The organism is Salinimonas sediminis (assembly GCF_003429285.1).
In the GTDB taxonomy this organism is placed as follows: domain Bacteria; phylum Pseudomonadota; class Gammaproteobacteria; order Enterobacterales; family Alteromonadaceae; genus Alteromonas; species Alteromonas indica.
Genome location: NZ_CP031769.1, coordinates 3,579,929 through 3,600,178, shown reverse-complemented (window position 1 = coordinate 3,600,178; position 20,250 = coordinate 3,579,929). Strand labels below are relative to the sequence as shown.

At 47.5% G+C, this 20,250-nt stretch carries 15 protein-coding genes; 5 read left to right on the top strand and 10 right to left on the bottom strand.

Features of this window, described 5'->3' with window-relative positions:
* Positions 1-18: 18 nt before the first annotated feature.
* Complete coding sequence (locus tag D0Y50_RS15795) at positions 19-840, bottom strand: sulfite exporter TauE/SafE family protein (protein ID WP_108567305.1); 822 nt, start codon at positions 838-840, stop codon at positions 19-21.
* Between the two features lie 134 nt (positions 841-974).
* Positions 975-3,611: a TonB-dependent receptor plug domain-containing protein gene (locus D0Y50_RS15790; protein ID WP_117317887.1), complete on the bottom strand. Its 2,637-nt coding sequence runs from the start codon at positions 3,609-3,611 to the stop codon at positions 975-977.
* Between the two features lie 488 nt (positions 3,612-4,099).
* Between D0Y50_RS15790 and D0Y50_RS15785 the strand changes: the two genes are divergently transcribed.
* The gene (locus D0Y50_RS15785) at positions 4,100-5,095 is read left to right on the top strand and encodes a LysR family transcriptional regulator (protein WP_108567307.1); all 996 of its coding nucleotides are present in this window, start codon (positions 4,100-4,102) and stop codon (positions 5,093-5,095) included.
* An 84-nt stretch (positions 5,096-5,179) separates the two neighbouring features.
* Here the strand turns inward: D0Y50_RS15785 and D0Y50_RS15780 are convergent, their stop codons facing one another.
* From D0Y50_RS15780 to D0Y50_RS15765, 3 genes are all read right to left on the bottom strand, one after another.
* The gene (locus D0Y50_RS15780; protein WP_108567308.1) at positions 5,180-5,929 is read right to left on the bottom strand and encodes an endonuclease/exonuclease/phosphatase family protein; all 750 of its coding nucleotides are present in this window, start codon (positions 5,927-5,929) and stop codon (positions 5,180-5,182) included.
* A complete protein-coding gene (locus tag D0Y50_RS15775) occupies positions 5,917-8,103 on the bottom strand; it encodes a VTT domain-containing protein (protein WP_108567309.1) in 2,187 nt (728 codons plus the stop codon). The genes D0Y50_RS15780 and D0Y50_RS15775 overlap by 13 nt, the downstream gene beginning before the upstream one ends.
* Before the next feature lie 291 nt (positions 8,104-8,394).
* On the bottom strand, positions 8,395-8,982 hold the full coding sequence (locus D0Y50_RS15765) for a porin family protein (RefSeq protein WP_108567311.1): 588 nt from the start codon (positions 8,980-8,982) through the stop codon (positions 8,395-8,397).
* Between the two features lie 615 nt (positions 8,983-9,597).
* Here D0Y50_RS15765 and D0Y50_RS15760 point away from each other — a divergent pair.
* A complete protein-coding gene (locus D0Y50_RS15760) occupies positions 9,598-12,447 on the top strand; it encodes a TonB-dependent receptor domain-containing protein (RefSeq protein ID WP_117317885.1) in 2,850 nt (949 codons plus the stop codon).
* 75 nt (positions 12,448-12,522) lie between these two features.
* Here D0Y50_RS15760 and D0Y50_RS15755 read toward each other — a convergent pair whose 3' ends face one another.
* From D0Y50_RS15755 to fucP, 3 genes are all read right to left on the bottom strand, one after another.
* The gene (locus D0Y50_RS15755) at positions 12,523-13,059 is read right to left on the bottom strand and encodes a hypothetical protein (protein ID WP_117317883.1); all 537 of its coding nucleotides are present in this window, start codon (positions 13,057-13,059) and stop codon (positions 12,523-12,525) included.
* 595 nt (positions 13,060-13,654) lie between these two features.
* Positions 13,655-14,632 carry a carbohydrate kinase family protein gene (locus tag D0Y50_RS15750; RefSeq protein WP_117317881.1) on the bottom strand — a complete coding sequence of 326 codons (978 nt, stop codon included), beginning with the start codon at positions 14,630-14,632 and terminating at the stop codon, positions 13,655-13,657.
* A gap of 19 nt (positions 14,633-14,651) precedes the next feature.
* Positions 14,652-15,956, bottom strand: coding sequence for an L-fucose:H+ symporter permease (gene fucP / locus D0Y50_RS15745; protein WP_117317879.1), 1,305 nt, complete (start codon positions 15,954-15,956; stop codon positions 14,652-14,654).
* Between the two features lie 207 nt (positions 15,957-16,163).
* Here fucP and D0Y50_RS15740 point away from each other — a divergent pair, with 207 nt between their 5' ends.
* Together D0Y50_RS15740 and D0Y50_RS15735 are read left to right on the top strand one after the other, a co-directional pair.
* A complete protein-coding gene (locus tag D0Y50_RS15740) occupies positions 16,164-17,348 on the top strand; it encodes an ROK family transcriptional regulator (RefSeq protein WP_117317877.1) in 1,185 nt (394 codons plus the stop codon).
* A gap of 233 nt (positions 17,349-17,581) precedes the next feature.
* Positions 17,582-17,875: a putative quinol monooxygenase gene (locus D0Y50_RS15735; protein ID WP_108567317.1), complete on the top strand. Its 294-nt coding sequence runs from the start codon at positions 17,582-17,584 to the stop codon at positions 17,873-17,875.
* Positions 17,876-18,014: 139 nt separating this feature from the next.
* Here D0Y50_RS15735 and pepA read toward each other — a convergent pair whose 3' ends face one another.
* Positions 18,015-18,770: a flocculation-associated PEP-CTERM protein PepA gene (gene pepA / locus D0Y50_RS15730; RefSeq protein WP_117318814.1), complete on the bottom strand. Its 756-nt coding sequence runs from the start codon at positions 18,768-18,770 to the stop codon at positions 18,015-18,017.
* Between the two features lie 336 nt (positions 18,771-19,106).
* Here pepA and D0Y50_RS19595 point away from each other — a divergent pair, with 336 nt between their 5' ends.
* Positions 19,107-19,277: a hypothetical protein gene (locus D0Y50_RS19595; RefSeq protein WP_170145531.1), complete on the top strand. Its 171-nt coding sequence runs from the start codon at positions 19,107-19,109 to the stop codon at positions 19,275-19,277.
* Positions 19,278-19,325: 48 nt separating this feature from the next.
* On the opposite strand, the gene cyoE is transcribed toward D0Y50_RS19595, so the two are convergent.
* A complete protein-coding gene (cyoE, locus tag D0Y50_RS15725; protein ID WP_108567318.1) occupies positions 19,326-20,210 on the bottom strand; it encodes a heme o synthase in 885 nt (294 codons plus the stop codon).
* Positions 20,211-20,250 lie beyond the last annotated feature (40 nt).

Genomic DNA, 20,250 nt, shown 5'->3' with positions numbered 1-20,250 from the left:
TTCGTCACAAATTAAGAGTTATAGGGCTTTGTAGAACATGCCTGCCGATACAATGACAAGGTAAATCCCGAACAGCCTTTTTAAGGTTTTTTCGCTAAATTTATGCGCCATATTGGCGCCGATAGGCGCAGTCATCACCGCCCCGATACTGATAGCCACCAGCGCAGGAATATTGATATATCCCACCGTACCAAAGGGCAACGGTGCGTTCTCGGCGTGGCGCATAATCAAAAAGCCGATAGCCCCGGGTAGGCCAATTAAAAAGCCTACTCCAGCGGCTGTGGCTACCGCTTGCTGAATCGAGCGGCGACACATCACCATCGTAATAACGGTGGGCGTCCCCCCGCCAATGCCCAACAAGGCGGAAAAGCCCCCTAGTACAAAAGCCAGGGTGGCCCGCCCAATGCCGGTGGGCATAGAACGGTTGACGCCGGGAGGTACCACCCGGTCGGGAAATAAAAAATACACCGAGTACAGCAGTACCCCTGCCGCGAATACTATTTTGAGTCCGTTTGGGCTGGTATTACTGGCGATCATGACGCCGCCAAGTACCCCTAGCACCAGCCACACCGACCAGGATTTTAAAACCTCAAAATCCACCGCCCCCCGAGCTTTGTGAGCTATCACACTTCGAGCACTAGAGACCACAATTGAGGCCAGCGAAGTGCCAATAGCAACTTTTACCAATGCCTCAGAGGCTTCGGTAAACAGGGGGAATACAATGAGTAAAGCTGGCACCACTACAAAACCACCACCATTGCCAAATAAACCTGCGGTAATGCCGGCAACCGCGCCTGCTAAGCATAGTGTCAGCACAAACCAAACTAACTCAATTTCCATCAATGGGTAGCTCCGAAAGCGAACTGATGGCAACGGCTTACCGTGCAGCCATTCGCCAAAAAAGAAGAATAAAAAGGGCTAATACGTGGCATTACTGATTGCCTCGTGAGCCCCCTCCGTAGGCGGGTTTTGCCCTAAAATCTGGCGACTAGTTTGGTGTAGTAATATCCCCCCTGCCAGTCGACAATAGAGTCTGAACGATAGATACGACCACAGCAGGTTTCGCCAATTTCTCCCGGGTCAGGGTAGTTGTCGAACAGATTACGCACACCGGCAATCAGCGATAAGGTGTCGCTAAAGTGATAGGTGCCTTCCAGATCAAACATCCATTCAGGGTCGAACTCCTGAATGCGGACCAGGGTTTCGCTGCCGTCTTCCTGGGTCTCAATGCCGTCGGCATTTTTGTAGTCGCCGTAGTAGCTCAGGCGGCCTACCAGTTCCCAGGCATCATAGCTATGACGCAACGAAAACACGCCGCGCATTTCAGGCGTACCCTGTTCAAAGTCGAACTGGTCCTCCAGGTTGAAATAGCTACTGGGGTCGGAGTCGAACGAATTGGTGTTATAGTTAACCGAAGCGGTTAGGGTGGTGTTGCCATAGTCAGATGAGATGGCATAGTTAGCGACAAAATCGACACCCTCGGTAACGGTATCGAACGCGTTTTGAAAGTAAAATACGCCGCCGATAGATTCCGCCCCAATAACTCCCGCCCCAGCCAGAGCCAGGTAATTAGCGTAGGCGTCTTCTGCGGTGGGGTCGGTTGACACATCGCGGGTGGAAATCGAATTAACCCGGTCTTCAAGTAAAATATGGTAGTAATCCAGCGTAAGCGTGAGGTCACCATAATTAGCGGTCATGCCGAAGGTAATATTGGTTGATTCTTCCGGCCGCAGCGCTTCTGCGCCGAGCGCCTGAGAGACCGCGCTTAAGGCTGGGAATAAACCGGTTGCCACCGGAAAGCCATTGGGAAGACGGGTGGATACGTTAGTGGTACCTTGCTGCCCTGGGGTAGGGGCTCTAAAGCCTGTACCATAAGAGGCACGTAGGCCTATTTCATCGGTTAGCTGGTAAATACCGGCCACTTTATAAACTATCTGCGAGCCAAAATCAGAATAGTCTTCATAGCGTACTGCCGCTTGCCCAAACAGCTTGGCAGAAAGGTCGCCGGAGATATCAAGGTAAGCAGCGTGAGAGTCGCGGGTATATTCGCCGGAAAATTCTGGAGAATAGCCGGGAAAACCATTTGAGCCTACCCCTACTACGGTATAAACCGGATCGTTATCATCGGCACAGTTCAGTGTTGAGCCGTTGGCAATAACTGCTAAACCTGCGGCAGTGGCTACTTGCGCCTCACACAGCCCCCATGGGTCACTAAGGGCATAGGGGCCTGCTTCATAGGATGCCGCTTCCCCTTCTTCTAATTCGTAGGACTCGTCCATATAGCTTAGCCCGAAGGCCAGCACATACTCGTTAAAGTCATAAGTGAAGTCAGCCTGAAACTGGAGCTCATCGTTGGTTAGAGTGCCTGGATTAAATGACGTAGGGGAGGCATCCATCATTGAAGGGTTAATGGTATTGCTCAGGGTGTATTCAATTTCGTTGTAGCCATAACGCCCACTGATATCATAACCCAGCGCTCCCAGCATGCCCTTGACGCCACCCACCACAGAATAGTCCGCTACATCGCCAGAAAAGCGCGGAGTAAACCCGCCGGGAAAATGTTCCAAAGGACTATAGAGGCTGCCGTCTTCCAGCCTGACATTTTCTATCGTACCGTTCTCTGGGTAGCGATAAAAAAATGGGCCGGCACCTTCAGAGGAGGAATAGTTACCAAAACCGTATAGCTCAGCAGTATTAGAAAGCACATAGCCGGCATTAATGAATACCCGGGTGGCTTCGGTTTCCGGTTGGCCCCAGGGTTGCACAAAATCTGAGTCGTGAACATTTTGGCCCATGGCCTGGGCCGCAGCCAGAAAGTCGTCTGTAACATAAGCGGCGTAATCAGCGTCTGGATCAAAACCCGCTAAGTCAGGATCCACACAAAACCAACTTTCGCAATATTGCTCGCCGCGGTTGGTCGATTCAGTATCGGCATATTCGACAGAGACACTGACAAAACCGTCATCTCCCAAGGCGAAGCCTTTGTTTCCCGACAAGGTTAGTTGCTCACCATCGCCTTCATAGTGTTGCCCCCATTCGGCACTAAACATACCGCCTTCATTGTTGTTCTTCAGCTGAAAGTTAATAACCCCTGCGATAGCATCTGAACCATACTGGGCGGTCGCGCCGTCACGTAAAACTTCAACATTGGCGATGGCGGCAGTAGGTATGGTAGCTAAATCAGGCCCCTGCGTGCCGGAGCCACCAATAGAGACCAGAGCCGCGCGATGGCGCCGTTTGGAATTGACCAACACCAGGGTTTTGTCAGTGGGCAGTCCGCGCAGCGTGGCTGGGCGAACAAAGGTGCCGCCATCGGAAATGGGCTGGCGTGAGAGTGAATAAGACGGCACCAGCGTTTTCATAACATCATTCATGTCTGAGAACGCCACAGAGTTCATATCATCGGCACTAAGCACATCTATCGGTACCGGCGAGCTGGTAACCGATCGTGGCGCCCCGCGGGCGCCGACTACCGCGATACGCTCCAACGCATCGGCGCTTTGCGGCTGTTCTGTATCAACCGCTTCCTGGGCTTGAAGTTGAGAGGCCCATACCAGTGACAACCCTGTCAAACCGGCACCTATTGCAGCACTTATTTTTGTTCGTTTCATGGTGTATTCCTAGCGTTGCCTGGTTGCTTATTTTTTTCTGTCGCTCGGCGTCTTGTTGCGCCCAATCCTGGCTCACCACAGCACCAGAACCATGCATTAGAATGTATTGTCAGGTTCTGACTCCCCGTGCTGTGTAACGAAAGACTAAAAAAATGGCGGGGGATCTCACAAGTCAGAAGAATATGGAGGGGGTATAACAAAACCCTATAGCCCTGGCCTAAGCACTTAATAATTAAGCGCTTAGGCCAGGGCAGGACGATAAAAAAAGAAACTGCCGAATGTCCTGGTAACGTGGTTGTTACATTTACCAAAGGTGTATACCTTTCAATGGCACATAACTTGCCATAGCTAAGTAGACTAAGTAGATGAATTTCCTATGAAAGGATGAATAGCCACCAGAGCAAATATCGAGGCAGTTGAATCGTTAACATACTCTTTGGATACGTAAGTATTGATCCCGTCCAGCGGCGCAGCGACAGAGGCCTACAATGAATTCAAAACAATTACATTACTTTCTGGTTACGGTACAAAAGCAGAGTATTGCAGCCGCCGCCCGCGAGTTAGATGTTGCTCAGCCAGCTATCAGTCAGCAGCTGGCCAATCTTGAGCGGGAAATGGGGGCAACGCTGTTGGTGCGCAGCTATAAAGGGGTAAGTTTAACCCAGGCCGGCCAGGTATTTGCGCAACACGCTGAAACCTTAATGAATCAAATCCATACCACCCGGGTTGCGTTACAACAACTTAAAACCGGGCAGGCCGGAAAAGTCAGATTGGGCATGTTGCCATCGATTAATAATGTGCTGTCAATGGCTTTAATAGAGGAGGTAAACAGGTGCTATCCCGATGTACAGTTGGAGATAAGTACCGGGCCATCCTATAGTGTGCGGGAGTGGTTAGAACACAATGAGATTGATATCGCTATCACCTACGAACAAGACGTAACGCTAAACACGATGCGGTGTAGTGGCTTGATTAACGAGAATATGTATTTAGTGGTAGGAACGGGGGCAGAAAAACAAACATACGCGTCTTTAGCAGAGCGCCAGGCTATTCACTTTTGGGAGTTAAGTGACTATGAACTACTTATTCCCAGTGATAAAGACGCGCTTGGTAAGCTGGTGGCGCTATATGAAAAAAACACCTCAGTTTTACTTAAGCATAGTAAAGCTTACAGCGGCCAGCTAATGACCGGGCTTCGTCAGGTGATGCAAGGCGAAGGACTAATGATCCTGCCATCCTCCGCGATATTTCACCTTGAAGAAACCGGGTTGGTCAGGGCCCTCAAAATTATTTCGCCAGAGATGACCCGTACTGTGCTTATGGCTACCAGCCGCACAGCATCGCCAACCGATGCTATGTTAAAGCTCGCTGATATTGTTAAACAGGTTGTGGCAGCCGAACAGCAAAGTGGCCATTGGCGGGGTGAACTATGCTTTAGCCCGGCGCCGATGACGCCCGAACGCAGGCAAAGCCACTTTGCCTAGCTGTTAATGTTCAACCAGACAATATAGATGCCGCTAAACGCTATAAGCGATAAATAAACGGGGAAACCATAACGCCGGCAGCCGCTAGGCATACGCTTTATCGGCGGCGATAGGCGAGGATAACGCAGCGCTGTCAGGCATTTTTATATCCAACTGAACCGGCAGGTGGTCCGACATTATTTTAGTCTGTGTATTTTTCAGTTTTCTAATACGCCGAACTTTCAAGTCCGGCGTGGTCCATACCCTATCTAAAGAAAACAACGGAAACCCACTGGGAAACGTTGCGCCTACCTTATGCTGAGTTAACGTATCGTCCAGCGCTTTAAATGCTGATGTAAAGAACTGCCACTCATTGAAATCACCTGCCAATACCAATGGGGTGGGAGTGTGCTGTAGTCGTTCAGCGATATATTCATGTAATTGAGCAAACTGGGACCTGCGCTCTTGTTTTTTCAATCCCTTATGAGTATTCACCACCGTTAGCGGGCCGGCGGGCGTTTGTACCATGACCGTCTGGATATTTCGCGGCTGAAACCCATCCTGGCTGACATCCAATGTCTGATTACTTAACACCGGAAACCGCGTGAGTACCGCATTCCCATACCAGCCATCATCTTCCGTTAACGCAGGAGACGCCACCAGGTGATATACACTACCTGCGCATATATCTTTGATATCTTTTACCACTTCACGCTGGGCTGGCCGGGTATCCATTTCCTGAAGCAACACAATGTCTGCATCACAGGAGGCCAGGAAGTTACCGATACGGCGGTAGTCGTGCTTTTTATCCCTGCCTACACCACTGTGTATATTGTAACTAATTATGCGACACATTCTTCAGACTTAGCCTTTTGACTTTGCTTGCGCTCCTGATACCAACGGGCAAATTTTTGTGAGCCCCAAATCATCAGCCCCCATAATACAATGCCGCCAACCAGATAAGAGATTGTTTTAGGAGATGGGTTGCGGAATATCTGAGTAATTGAATCACCTACCAGCCCTTTGGCAATCATTGGCGGGAACATGCCTAAAAAAGTGCCCGCCAGGAACTGGAATAAACCGATTGAAGAAATACCAGCCACCAAATTAACCAAACTAAACGGGGCAATAGGTAGCATGCGAATTGCCGCCACACCAACTACGCCACTTTGTTTTAGTTTTTGGTCTACTGCTTCTACTTTTGGGCCGCCAATTTTTTTCAGCCCGGCATTACCGAGCAGCTTACCTATACCAAACATAGATGCTGAGCTAAGCAGCGCCCCTAAAATGCCGTATACCGGCCCCCAGATGGGCCCGAATACCGCGGCGACCGCTATCGATAACACGGTGACAGGAAAGAATAGTAACCCACCTACTAAGTACACTAGCAATACAGTCGGTAAGGCAAAATAGGTGCCCCGGCTTTTTTCTAAAAAGGCATTTATGCTATCGGCACTTAACCAAGATATAGATTGGCTGGCCCAGAACATTAAGCCACCTAAAATAGCAATAATAAGTACGCCGATGCCTATCATAATGGTGCGGCGGCGGGGGTTTCTTACCGGCATAGATTGTCCATCCAATGTGGGCATTGCAATCAGGGGTTCTTCAGGGTCTGATAATGAACGAAACAGATTATCGGAAGGTTGGTCAGTAAAAATTTCATCATTTACCTGAGTAAGGATATAGCCGTGAGCTAACTGACCCTCAATGATCGCCCGGGCAGGATTATCCTGCTGCATAAGCTGCGCAGTATCTTCTACGGTGCGCCCGGTATGCTCGGCTAATAGATCATCGCGCATACGCGCTATGTAGCGACGGTTATGCTCAGTATTGCCATACATTACCGTATCTATCTCAGTATCCAGGGTCATAGACCGGTTACTTAAATTAGATGAGCCTATGACCAGGTAATTGTCATCAATGGTCATCACCTTGGAATGTATGCGTTTATATGCCGCGCGACCTTGCTCATCGGTTATAGACGAATAGGACATAATAATGCGGTCAGTATCCACATCGTTAAACAGGATCTTTTTAAACTCAATCCGGCTGGCCCAGAACGCTTCACACTCAAAACGCCCTTTGGGTTCGTAGGAGCTGACGACAATAACATTCAGTTCAGGACACTCCTTCAGGCGACGGTTAAGTGCTTCGGCTATTTCCTGACGACTTGTGAACTGATTTTCAATATAAATTACCCGTTGCGCCTGATTGATCAGGTCAAGCAGCATATTCCTGACTTCCTGCACGGGCTCTACTTCATCCATAAAAGGGATGGTACGGGCAAGCGCGCACTCTACTTGCTCAAACCAGGGCTCATAGGCATCAGGCCAGGCTTCAGGTATACCGTCTTCCAGGCTGTTTTTGGCATCCTGGCGAATGTCGATAGGTTGGGATTCAGCTACCCGCAACCAGCGCCATCTGACCAGCTCGGCAAAGTCTTTCACCAACGGGCCTGCGTATACCGCCTGCACATCATGGAGGGGGCCATATTCGCCATCCGGGCCATCACGCTCTGCAGACTCTACCGGGTGATCGCGGGTATCCCACCGGTTGGTTGATACATCCATGCCTCCAGAAAACACAACTTCATCATCAATGATAACGATTTTCTGATGCTGGCTACCGCCCATGGGGATGGTATCGTCTAAAACGGTTTCAACATTGTCTGGCGTTTTTTCATCCCAGACTTCTTTAGCCCACATCTCGCGCTGAGCAAAAAAAGCCAACGACGAATCCCACCGTAACAAATAGATATTAATGTCCGGGTTTTGCTCCGCTTTCCACGCCAGCAAATCACTGATAACTGACGGGGCTTCGCTATTGGCTTCGTCTTCACCGCGAATGAGTCGAATCCGGCTATCGATATCCCAGCCCACAATAAAAATGGAATGTTTGGCCTTAGCAATGGAAGAGTGCAGCGCTTTATAATAGTTAGCGCAATCAATAAGTGGGGTAGCAAAGGTAGCCTTACTGCTGACCCAACAGTTTTCTCCTTGCTGAAAAATCGAACCTGGATTCGACATGAGAGCCTCCTGACTTCTTTTAACATCTTTCTTTGTCGCAATAGAAGCAGGTTTGCACAAATCGTTCCACCCGATAAATAGGCCACGGTGTTGTGTAATCATATGATTAGTAAAGTAATTAATAACGGGGCTGGGGCCAGCCTCATGCTTTAGGGTGGGATATTTACGACTGGAGTGTATTTTTTACGTAGCGGCTTTCACCTGGGCCGTCACCTGATACCGCTAAACAATAAACAAACAAAAGGGGCTATCCGCCCCTTAATGTATTGCCACAAGGCAAACCGTGTTCAATTAAAAACGGTATTCAATACCCACACTGGCTTGCTTTAAATCTGTATTGAAATCGCTGTCAGCAAAATTATCGCTAAGTTCATCAGCATCTAAATCGGCATCATATATGGTGTATTCTGCGTTGACACTCAGGTTCCGGGTAAAGGCGTAATTCACCCCTGCACCTATAAACAGGCTTTCATCATCATAGCTTCCTGCTACTCCGCCTACGTCATAGTCAGATTCCCACCACAGTTGGCCGCCTTTGACGAAGACCGCAAAATTTTCACTTATCGGTAGCATGCCTTTGACTGCCGCGGTATAGCCATCGGTATCCGCATTAGATACATCGCTACCATAATCGCCAAAATCGACCATACTTCCCTCAACCGCTATATAGCGGTTAAAGCGATAGCCTACTAAGCCCTGCCACATATCGTTATCGTCATCAAAATCGTCCTGACCATCCACTTTGAGATAACCATAGTTACCACCTACATAAAACCCTTCCTTGTCCTGTAGTGTGTTGTCAGTTACCTGAGCGGAGGCCATGCCTGTACCCAGCAAACCTAATGACAAACCAGTAAGCAATTTAATAGATGTTTTCATAGATGTGTCCTCATATTGAATAATATAAGAAAGACAGAATGCGTAACTCGAAAAATTAAACATTCCGCTTTCACAATCGGCAAGTTTCAATCATTTTGTATCAACATCTATGCCGGGTTATATGCATATTTCATTGATTAATTTTTCTACAAAACAGCAATGTTAAAGTATTTTCTGATTGTTTTTTACGCTTATTGTAGATTCCCTTATTTAATTGCCGTGTCCCGTTATGAATCTTTTTCAATACCTATGTAACGCATTCATAAATGCAGTTTGGCTTATTTTAACTTCTCTGTGTGCTCATAAAATAGGCTTACATAAGGTTAGTGTTTACTTATAAGGTTAAGTTTATAGCGATAATGCGTTTATATTGTTAAATAAATTTTAACATTTATAAAAAGCGAGCTTCTCGTCAGTATTCCTCCTTCTATATAGGAATATCCTTAATAACAATTTTCCTTACAAATTAAATAAAACCAGCTTAAATGTTTTGTATTTTCTACCCGAGTATTTAAAATGCGCGAGCCAATTGCTCAAAAAATAATAACAATGCAATTTACTTTGGTTGATTTTTAATCAGTCCAAATCAGCTTTTTAAAACTTTAGGAATTGAAGATGAAAAACCTTGCGAATGCTGTTCGGCTAGCGCTGGTATCCAGTGCGGCTTTTGCTTCGACGCACACAATGGCTCAGGACACACAGGCTGTTGATGCAAATGTAGAAAAAATCCAGGTAACAGGTTCACGTATTTCTCGCCAAGGCGCGATTGCTCCGTCGCCGGTTACCGTATTAAGTGGCGAATCGCTGCTAAACACCGGTGCGATGAACATCGGCGAAGTGCTAAATGAGCTGCCCGCTTTAGCCAGCACTTATTCGATGGGTAACTCAGGTCAGTACATAGGTACGGCAGGGCTTAATATCCTTGATTTGCGTGGTATGGGTGTAGACCGCACACTGGTATTGGTCGATGGCAAGCGCCATGTATCAAGCTCTGCGGGAAGCGCGGCGGTAGATACTAACACTATCCCTACCAGCTGGATTGAGCGGGTAGAAATTATTACCGGTGGGGCGTCGGCAGTTTACGGCGCAGATGCTGTGACCGGTGTGGTTAACTTTGTATTAAAGAAAAATATTGAAGGGTTTGACGCCAGCATCACCCGTGGTTATGCCAATGATAACAACTATCAAAACGAAAAATATCAGGCATCGTACGGTTTTAACTTCGATAACGACCGTGGAAACGTGGCTTTCGCAGCGGAATACAGTAGCCAGAATCGCTTAAACGCGTTAGACAACCCTTGGACGGCTACGTCGTATCGGGAAATTGCCTATGACAGCATTTTTGCGGAAGGGCGTACCGCTGATCAACTAGACTCAACCGCGTATCCAGACAATTTCTATACTGCGGATTCAGGTTTGTACGCTATCAATAATAGTGGTGTATTTGCCGGTAACAGTAAGTCGTTTAATGCCGATGGTACATTAAAAGATGTTTATACTGGCGATATCGTTGATGGCTCAGAATGTGTGAACTGCGATTATCTGAACCTGCGCCAGTTTACTGATTTACAGCCTGAATTTGACCGTACTAACCTAAATGTAAAAGGTAACTACGACTTAAATGACGATACGCTGGTCTATGCACAGGCAAAATATTCACGCACGCGTGCGCAAAGTATCGGTCAGCCTGCCTTTTTCTACGGCAACCCAATCAATACAGTAAGCATTGATAATCCACTGCTTGATGACATTGTAACTGATTATATGACGCAGCAGGGTTTGCAGGAAATTACGATCAACCGGATGATGACTGACTTAGGCCGTCGGGTTGAAGATGACGAGCGTGAAACTACTCGGTTCGTGGTCGGTGTTGAAGGCCTGGTGGCAGATGTATGGGAATACGAAGCGTACTTAAACTACGGTGAAACAGAACTAGAGCGCGCGAACAGCAATAACCTGGTTTATGCCAACTATGAAAATGCCTTGAATGCAAAAGCAGACCAGTTTGGTACGGCATTTTGTGCTGACCGTGAAGCGCGCCTGGCAGGTTGTGTTCCGGTTGACATTTTTGGCGAAGGTGCACCAAGCCAAGCGGCGATTGATTACATCAATACCACATCAGTGGGTACCAGCAAAATCCAGCAATACAACGCTGCGGCAAGTGTATCTAATGCCGGTATTTATGAGTTGCCAGCGGGTTACGTTGGGTTTGCAGCTGGTGTTGAATACCGTAAAGAAAAAAGTGAAATTAACGAGCCAGAAAACGCCGGTGGGACTTTCTTTAACGCGCTGGGTGAAGATCGCGGTGAATATTCAGTAGAAGAAATCTTCTCAGAAGTTACCGTTCCGGTATTAGCCGATTTGCCTGGTATTGAGTTGCTGACTGTTGACGGTGCTATCCGTATTGCAAACTACAGCTCAATTGGTAACGCAACCAGCTGGAAGCTTGGTCTGGACTGGGAAGTAATGGAAGACTTGCGTTTACGTGCAACACGCTCTTCTGCTCTTCGTGCGCCTAACATTGGTGAACTGTTTGGTGAAGCCAGCGAAACATATTTCCCTGTTGACGATCCGTGTAAAACAACCAATATCGCAGAGTTATCGCAAGATTCTCAAGGTCTGCGCCAGGCTAACTGCGCAGCATTAGGTGTACCTGCCGATTTCAACTCTGACTATGACGACAGTCTGGTTGACGGCCAATCAGGCGGCAACCGGAATCTACGTGCTGAACAATCTACCTCAGAGACTATCGGGTTGATTTATCAACCTTCATGGTTCAAAGGCTTTACAGCAACGGTAGACTACTGGGAAATCGAACTGACTGACGCTATCTCTCAGGTAGATGCACAAACGATAGTAGACCGTTGTGTCGATTCAACCTCTGGTGTGGACAATGAATATTGTGGCCTGATTAGCCGCAATGCCGCAGGCGAAATCAGCCTGATTCAAAGCTATTCCCTTAACCTGGCCGGCCAGGAAGCTTCTGGTGTAGACTTTGAGTTTGGCTATGACTTTGATGCGTTGGAAGGCAGCTTCCGTACTAACGTTATCGCTACGTACCTGGATGAACGTAAAGAGTATCCGTTCCAGGAAAATACTGAAGAGTTTTATCAGTATGCTGGTACCGAAGGTGAAGCCACCTGGCAGGGCACTTTCTCGCTTAATTATGACCGTGGTGACTGGCAAGCAAGCTGGAAAACCCGCTATATTGATCGGGTCAGCCTATACACCAATCAGTCATTGGCGCTTAACCCTAACCCAAGCACTCTGATGGACAACCCATCTTATGCTATTACTGATGTAACCGTAGGCTATAACTTTGCTAACGGTGTAAGCTTGTCAGTAGGGGTTGATAACCTGTTTAACCGCGCCTTGCCGCTGGGTACAACGGGTACCGGTGAGTTCGATGGTGCCTATGACAATATCGGCCGCTTCGGCTATGTTACTGTTGCTTACAGTATGTAAATAAAGCGTTGTAAACACCAAGGCCAGCTTCGAAGCTGGCCTTTTTTATTCATGTGACTGATAAAACACAAGTCCTCACGCTGCCACTGCTTTACTTACACCTCGAGCAGCACCAAGTGCAGTATCTATAAACTTTTTCTCATCAAAATTAGCTGGCTCGCTAAACGGGTTATTTTGTTCCACAAAAGAGCGGTTGAATACTATCGCTTCCAAACCAGCTACTGACTGTTGTGTTTCATCCCCAGGGTGGGTAACAAACACGTCTGCCGGTTCACTGGTATTCACACCCAGCGCCGTTAGTGTCTCATCCATTAGTTTATGATGGGTGCGAAAAGCCACATAATCTCCCTGTAAATTCGCCATTGCCTTTTGATAACAGCTATACCTGCAAGGGGTATCGCAGTCAACATAGCTGGCCCGCGTGCCCAGGGTCTTTAAGGTAGAGGCTAAGCGCGACTGCGATTTATAGGTGGTTGAAGAGCTATCAACTACAATAATTCTAGCTAATGGAAACGAGGATGAGATAGCTGAAACGCGAGATAGCGCGCCCGCGTCATCTTCGTGAGTAGCAATAATAAAATCGATGTTTTGACCTTTATTTAACGTTTTCATATGTTTCCTGTCTTCATGCGTAATACGCTGGCATAGCAATTTATAGATAGACCGGCCGTATGATTACTCTTCCAACGCGACCTCTTGTAACCTCCGCGACACACGCGGTTACGGCTGAACTGCGCCCCGATCTGGTGGCTTGCTGCCGTGGTGGGGGCAGATGACCCGAACCGGGCTAACAGTGGAACCAGTATTTTGCGAACCCAGTCATAAAGCGGGATAGCGCTAACGGGATAAATCATTATCGGTTCTCATTCGATACCGCACTAAAGCCTATGCAAAGACCGTGCAGACTATGTGTAACCGCTACCTCGATAGTGGCGAAGCCCGCCGACCAATAAGCTATTCAGCCAACTGACTGGTGACCACGGAAAAATACTAAGAATTTGTTTTTGAAGTAAGAATTTTATAGTAGCTAACAGGAGGTGGCTGCTTTAAGCCAGAAGATGAAGATACAAAAAAAGGCGAGGGGAGAAACGAGACTCAACCACAGAAAGGGTATGCCGTCACCCAGGAGGGCGCAGCTGCACTAAATCAGGGCGCGATATGAAAACTTAACAAAAGGGCCTGTAATACAGACCCTTTTACGCTCACGTTAGCCCGCCGCAGCTACGACCGCGGGAACGTCTTCACTGTATGGAAGCGCATCAAAAGCGCCAAAACGAGATACGGTAATCGCCCCGCAACGGGTAGCGAAGTCCAGCGTGCGGGTAACATTTTCGAAGTTACCCACCCAGTCTTTAAAGGCCGCCGCGTTGTCGATGCTTATACCTACCTGGTACAAGATACCACCAATAAAGGAATCGCCCGCCCCAGTGGTATCTACTACCTGAGTGCCAGGCACCGCAAACGTGCCATCAAATTGAGCAGTGTAATACGCGACAGGATCGCCGCCATTGGTAACTAATACTAACGAGACGCCGTCTTTCAGCCATTGTTCAATAACAGCCTGCGTATTGTTTTCACCGTAAAGTTCAATCAGTTCTTCGCGGCTGGCTTTTATAATATCCATATGACTAGCGGCATCAGCAATTTGCTGGCTCACGCCTTCCAGGTTTTGCCAGAAACCCGGGCGATAGTTAATATCCATACACAGCAGTGCCGTGTTATTACGGGCATTATCAATCAATGCCTGGGCACTATCTGCAAGCTGGGGTGTAGAAAACGAGCCTGAGCACATATGCACAATACTTTTACTATCCAACGCAACGGCTTGGGTATCGGCTACCTGAATGTCCTTTTGTGCAGCATTTTCCACGTAAAAATCAAAGGTTCGCTCCCCGTATTCATCCAAATCGACAAAGGCTAGGGCAGTTTTGCCTTTAGACGTGCCAACATATTGGGTATCCACTTTGTAATGCTGCAATGTTTTTAGTAAGAAGGTACCAAAGCTGTCCTCGCCTACTTTCGACACCAGCGAACTGGTGCCGCCCAGTTTGGCAACGGCTACCGCAACATTGGCAGGCGCACCGCCAGCAAAAGGCTGAAATACCTTATTTGCCTGCCCATCAGGCGTAGACTGCTGTTTGCCCAGCATATCAACCAATACTTCACCTAATGAAAACACATTCATAAACACCTCAAAAATTTAACTATTTTGCAAAAGCGATGGTGGACGTCACCGCAGCTTCAGCACGCTTTTTTGCATCAAAAATACTGTATGCAGTAATTAGCGCAAAACATATTGCGGGTACGACAAACGAAAAAGCAGTACTCACGGTATCAATTAGGGCAGCTTGGAACAGGGGCATAATTGCCCCGCCTAAAATAGCCATCACCAATCCGGCAGCACCAAATTTAGCATCGTCCCCCAGCCCGCCTAATGATAGGGCGTAGATAGTAGGGAACATTAACGACAAACAACCTGAAATCATGACCAATGCAATCACACCGGTAATATTGTGGGAAGCCATCATGACAATACATAGTAGTATAGCAACTGTGCTCATTATACTAAGCAGACGTGCAGGACGCACTTTACTCATCAGCCAGGTCATAACAAACCGGGAAAGCAGGAACAAAATCATAGAATACTGTAACACCTGGCCGCCGGTAACCTCATCAGCATTTAATGCTTCCATGACGTATTGAATAGTAAACGTCCACACACAGGTTTGCGCCCCCACATTGAAAAACTGAGCCAGCACACCATAACGGTAATGCTTATTGCGAAACAAGCGACCCACGCTGGCTTTGAAGTCTACGGGGTTACCGGACGAGGTTTTTGCATCGGCAGTGGGTGAGCGGGTAAAGGCAATAGCCAACCAAATTAATACTAAAACACAAGCCATACCTACATAAGGCGTCATTACTGCCGTAAGCTCTGCACTCACGATACTTTTTTGTTCTGCGGCGCTCATCGCCGTACGCGCGGTGGAATCGGCTTGATTCAGATTAGGCAAAATTAATGTTGCAGCCAGAAACACCCCTAAATTTGTGCCTACCGGGTTAAATGCCTGAGCCAGATTAAGCCGGCGTGTGGCAGTTTTCTCACACCCCAGCTTCATTACATACGGATTAGCTGAGGTTTCCAAAATAGATAACCCGCCCGCTAATATGAATAATGCAGCCAGAAAGTAACCATACGTCATTGCCTGGCTGGCAGGATAAAACAGAAAAGCGCCGATGGCGGCACACCCTAACCCTGTTAACATTCCAGTCTTAAAAGAAAAACGCTTGTTGATAAGCGCAGCTGGGATAGCCAGACAAAAATACGCCCCGTAATAAGCGAATTGCACCAGTGCAGACTGTAACGCTGACATGTTAAATGTCTTACTAAACACCTTTACTAAAGGGTCTGTCATGTTAGCTGCCGTACCCCAGGCAGCAAAACACAACACCAGTAGGGTAAATTGAAACAGTTTATCGCGAGGGATAAGCGATGCAGATTTTTTCATAGTTTTAACCTGTTTCGTTAATTATTGGTTAACGTAATGGGCACAGTATCAACGACTTTATTTAATAAATCAACTTCGTTTATTTATCTATTTTGCGAAGCTGAGCGGGGGCTCCCCGGCCGTCGCGGAAAAATAGTGGCGAGGCAATAACTTGCGTGCGAAGATAGCTGGCAGTTGTGTTAGAAAAAAGTGAAAGGCTGCGTAGCAATGTCAGCGAGCGAACCGCAATCTGTTGAAGTGAATAAAGGCCACTTGGGTATTCGTAATTTTAATGAACGACGCATTTTAACGCTTATTCGCCGGGAGCATGCCTTGCCGAAGGCGGCAATAGCGAAACAAACTGGCCTGTCGGCACAATCAGCCACGATAATCATGAATCGCCTGGAAGCTTCGCAACTGGTACGCCGACAGGCCCCACAGCGGGGCAGAGTAGGGCAGCCTATTGTTCCCTTTGAGCTCAATCCTCAAGGCGCCTATGGGATTGGGCTGAAGGTTGGACGTCGTAGCTTCGATTTAACCCTGGTAGACTTCTGCGGGGCGGTGCAGGCCACCTTGAATGAACGTTTTGCCTACCCCACCGTAGATGCCTTAATGACATTTTTGAAGCGGGGGTTACCTGCCTTAACCATTGGTTTAAGTGAATCTCAGCGCCAGTGTATAGCCGGGCTGGGTGTAGCCATGCCTTTTGAAATGTGGAATTGGGTGGAAGAGGCCGGGGCCCCGGCGGCGGAACTCGAACGCTGGCAATCTTTTGACTTTTCGCGTCATATCGAGCAGTTGGTGGGACTGCCGGTGTTCTTATGTAATGACGATACCGCAGCGTGCTCGGCCGAGCTTACGTTCGGTAATCCTGCGCATTTTTCGCATTTCTTATACTTTTTCGTGGGCACGTTTGTGGGCGGCGGTATCGTGCTTAACGACCAGCTTTTTACCGGCTATCAAGGCAATGCAGGGGCGGTAGGGTCTCTCCCGCTGTTTAGTAACCGCAATACAGCAACCGGCCAGCTTATTAATCATGCATCGCTCTACTTGCTGGAACAATCACTGCCCGAGAACAAACGAAGCACAATGTTTTTAGATACTACCTCGTGGGAGGATTTTGGCGAGCCGTTAGAGCAATGGCTGAATACCGCTAGCGAAGGGCTTGCTAAGGCGATTGTAACCTGTCAGGCGGTACTAGATGTGCAGGGCGTAGTGATTGACGGTACAGTGCCCGGTCCAGTTAAAACGCAACTTATCAACAAAGTGTCACGCGCATTAGATAGCCTGGATTGGCGAGGTTTAAATACGTTATCGGTGGTAGGGGGTAATATCGGGGCTAAAGCGCAATCAATCGGCAGTGCCAACCTACCGTTGATGGCAAATTATTATCTGGAAACATTAAACGGGTAGTCGGCTATGGATATGAGTCGTTGCAGGAAGTTTCAATAAGCTCGTTGGTACGCCATAGCAATACCTGTTCATGAAGGCGTGAAGCGCTATTGAGGCGGCTCTCGCATGGTTATCCCAATACACAACCCCTATATAATAAGTGTAAACACTTCGAATAATCGATATCGGGTAAATCGGAATTATCTTACGCGCGTAAAAAGTACAGCTATTGTCACTTAAAACGGAGAGAATTTATGCTAGCGGTTATTGCTACTTTGCATTGCACCCCTGAAAATCAGGAGCACCTGGTGAGCGCATTAAAGACACTACAGTTTCATTCACGCCAGGAAACCGGATGCGAGCGTTATGAATTGGCGCAACGTGAGATGGAAGACAATATTGAAATAGTGGTTACGGAGCTGTGGGAATCTGAAGCTGATTTAGACGCGCACTTTGCGGCCGATCACTTTGTGAGGTTCGGATCACAAGCCGAAGGTATTGTATTACAAAGTGAAATTAAGAAATACCAGGTAGTACAAGACAGTTAAGCAAGATATAGATGGGAATATACCAGCTACAAAAAAGACCGGTCATAGGGCCGGTCTTTTTTTGTATTATAAAATTTCTATAGAGGATGCTTACCTCGGGCAATAAATAGTACGGCAACCGTAGGATTGCCGATATTTATTACTTCGCTTTACGGCGAGCAGCACCAAGACCCAACAGGCCAAGAGCTAATACTGCCAGGGTAGAAGGCTCTGGAACATCGTAAAACTGCGCGCTGACATCACCAGTAGTAACCTGTGAACCAGATGGGTTAAAGGCATCGAAGTCGCCATTTATATTAATAGCTGTTGCAAATGGACGAGGAGCTACGAAGAAGTCTTCACCATCAGAGGTAAGTGAAAAGTCTAAGAAGTCGAAGTTAAATGACGTTGTTTCAACGCCACCGACTACGGTATAAGATCCAAGGTTTTTACCAAGCGTAGATGATGAGCCAAGGAAAAAGTCATCAGCAGTATTCAGCAAGTTTAATGTGTTCACGCTATCAATCGTTGTATCCACATTTCTATCAAGGAAAACTTTAAACTCCCCTTCAGTACCGGTGAAGTTAAAACCATCCGCTTTGGGTGTAACAGTAGCAGTTGACGTAAAGGTGGCGTACAAAGAGTACGCTTGGTTCAATCCGCTACCGCGAACTACTAATCCCTCGTCGTAGAACAAACCAAAGGTTGCAACTGCATTAGCGGTAAAGTTTCCTGCGCCGTCAAATACCAAGGTTTCAACATAACCGCCGTTGATTTTATCTGACTCAAGAGTACCGCCACTTGGGTATGCAGCAGATTCATCTACCGTATACTGCATGAATCCGGCATGGCTTGAATAAGAGGCCATCAGGCCTACAGTGAGTGCTATTGATTTTATCATTGATGTGGTTTTCATAAAATATTCCATTTTCAAGGTAAACGACGCAGGTAAGCTACCTGATACTTTAAGCAGTTATGGTGCCATATAGTTAAGTACATGATTAATATAAATAAGTGTCATATTAATGGTTACCACTAACTATATAGTGTAAAAAAACCTGACTATATTCTGACCGTTGGATCACAGTGTTGATAAATAATTTTTATCTCTGCCAAAACCAATATAGCGCTTTAGTTATAAGCACCTGGGAAGGGCAGGGAAGGGAAGGACAGGACAGGACAATAAGCAATGTAAAGGGCCCAGTAGGCAGCTCCGCTATCATCCCCGTATAAGCCACTGTTGGATAAAATAATGAATATCGCAAAAAGGGCCGCGAGCCGTATGGGGAAGCCGGACGGCGGGGCAGGATACGCTGCTTTTGTGCTACCCGGTGGCCAGTTTTCCGAGTCTTGGCAGATAATTCCGGTAGCCTGTGGCAACACCGTTAAAGCCGCCCCCGGTATGTTGGGTAACCGGCAATAAAAAAGCCGCTTGTTAGTAAGCGGCTTTTCTTATCTATACGTAAAGGCGCTATTTAAACACGAATAATTGCGGCGCAACGGCATGATAATCAACCGCCATAGCAATGCTTAAAATAGTGATATTCAAAATGGAGAAGCCAAATACCTGACGGGCCCATCCTGTTACATCAACATCACTACGATACCCACGCAGCGCCATAACCAACCACCATATACTGGTGGTGGCTGCCACAGCCATAAAACCGATACCGGTGTAGCCACTTAATGGCAACAGCATAGTGACCAGCGCATATACTGCTATATATAGCACTATATGCAGCTTGGCTTTTTCGATACCCTGGGCTACGGGCAACACCGGAATATTGGCTGCTTCGTAGTCTTTGTATCGAAAAATAGCAATAGCGTAAGAGTGGGGCATTTGCCATAGGCTGAACATGAGCAGCAAAATAGCTGCGCCTGCGTCAAACTGCGCGGTTACCGCGCAGTAACCTACTACGGGTGGAACAGCCCCTGACAGGCTTCCCACTAACGTACCGTAAACTGAATTCCGTTTCATATATAAGCTGTAAACGCCTACATAAACTACATAGCCCAGGACAGCAAAAAACACTGCCACTGCATTCGTGTAAACAGCCAGTAATGTAAAACCGGCTACGCCTAACACAATGCCATGAGCAAAGGCAGCTTTAACAGACATTTCACCGGTAACCGTCACCCGGGTTTTAGTGCGTTGCATACGGGCATCAATGTCACGATCAATACAGTTATTAATCGCACAGCCTGAGGCCACTACCAACGACAAACCTACCAGGGTCGCCACCATCAATAACCCATCAATATCGCCACGGGAGGCAAGCAAAAAGCCTCCGGCCACGGAAATCAGGTTACCCATGATGATACCGGGTTTGGTTACCTGCAAATAACGTCGGAACATCTAATCAGTTTCTCCAGCTAACGGCTTAAATAGCGTGCAA

Excerpts from the sequence above, each read along its gene's own strand:
- fucP (WP_117317879.1), bottom strand. The coding sequence starts at position 15,956 with ATGAAAAAATCTGCATCGCTTATCCCTCGCGATAAACTGTTTCAATTT.
- cyoE (WP_108567318.1), bottom strand. The coding sequence starts at position 20,210 with ATGTTCCGACGTTATTTGCAGGTAACCAAACCCGGTATCATCATGGGT.
- D0Y50_RS15775 (WP_108567309.1), bottom strand. The coding sequence starts at position 8,103 with ATGTCGAATCCAGGTTCGATTTTTCAGCAAGGAGAAAACTGTTGGGTC.
- D0Y50_RS15780 (WP_108567308.1), bottom strand. The coding sequence starts at position 5,929 with ATGTGTCGCATAATTAGTTACAATATACACAGTGGTGTAGGCAGGGAT.
- D0Y50_RS15735 (WP_108567317.1), top strand. The coding sequence starts at position 17,582 with ATGCTAGCGGTTATTGCTACTTTGCATTGCACCCCTGAAAATCAGGAG.
- D0Y50_RS15765 (WP_108567311.1), bottom strand. The coding sequence starts at position 8,982 with ATGAAAACATCTATTAAATTGCTTACTGGTTTGTCATTAGGTTTGCTG.
- D0Y50_RS19595 (WP_170145531.1), top strand. The coding sequence starts at position 19,107 with ATGAATATCGCAAAAAGGGCCGCGAGCCGTATGGGGAAGCCGGACGGC.
- D0Y50_RS15750 (WP_117317881.1), bottom strand. The coding sequence starts at position 14,632 with ATGAATGTGTTTTCATTAGGTGAAGTATTGGTTGATATGCTGGGCAAA.
- D0Y50_RS15760 (WP_117317885.1), top strand. The coding sequence starts at position 9,598 with ATGAAAAACCTTGCGAATGCTGTTCGGCTAGCGCTGGTATCCAGTGCG.
- D0Y50_RS15740 (WP_117317877.1), top strand. The coding sequence starts at position 16,164 with ATGTCAGCGAGCGAACCGCAATCTGTTGAAGTGAATAAAGGCCACTTG.
- D0Y50_RS15755 (WP_117317883.1), bottom strand. The coding sequence starts at position 13,059 with ATGAAAACGTTAAATAAAGGTCAAAACATCGATTTTATTATTGCTACT.
- pepA (WP_117318814.1), bottom strand. The coding sequence starts at position 18,770 with ATGAAAACCACATCAATGATAAAATCAATAGCACTCACTGTAGGCCTG.
- D0Y50_RS15790 (WP_117317887.1), bottom strand. The coding sequence starts at position 3,611 with ATGAAACGAACAAAAATAAGTGCTGCAATAGGTGCCGGTTTGACAGGG.
- D0Y50_RS15795 (WP_108567305.1), bottom strand. The coding sequence starts at position 840 with ATGGAAATTGAGTTAGTTTGGTTTGTGCTGACACTATGCTTAGCAGGC.
- D0Y50_RS15785 (WP_108567307.1), top strand. The coding sequence starts at position 4,100 with ATGAATTCAAAACAATTACATTACTTTCTGGTTACGGTACAAAAGCAG.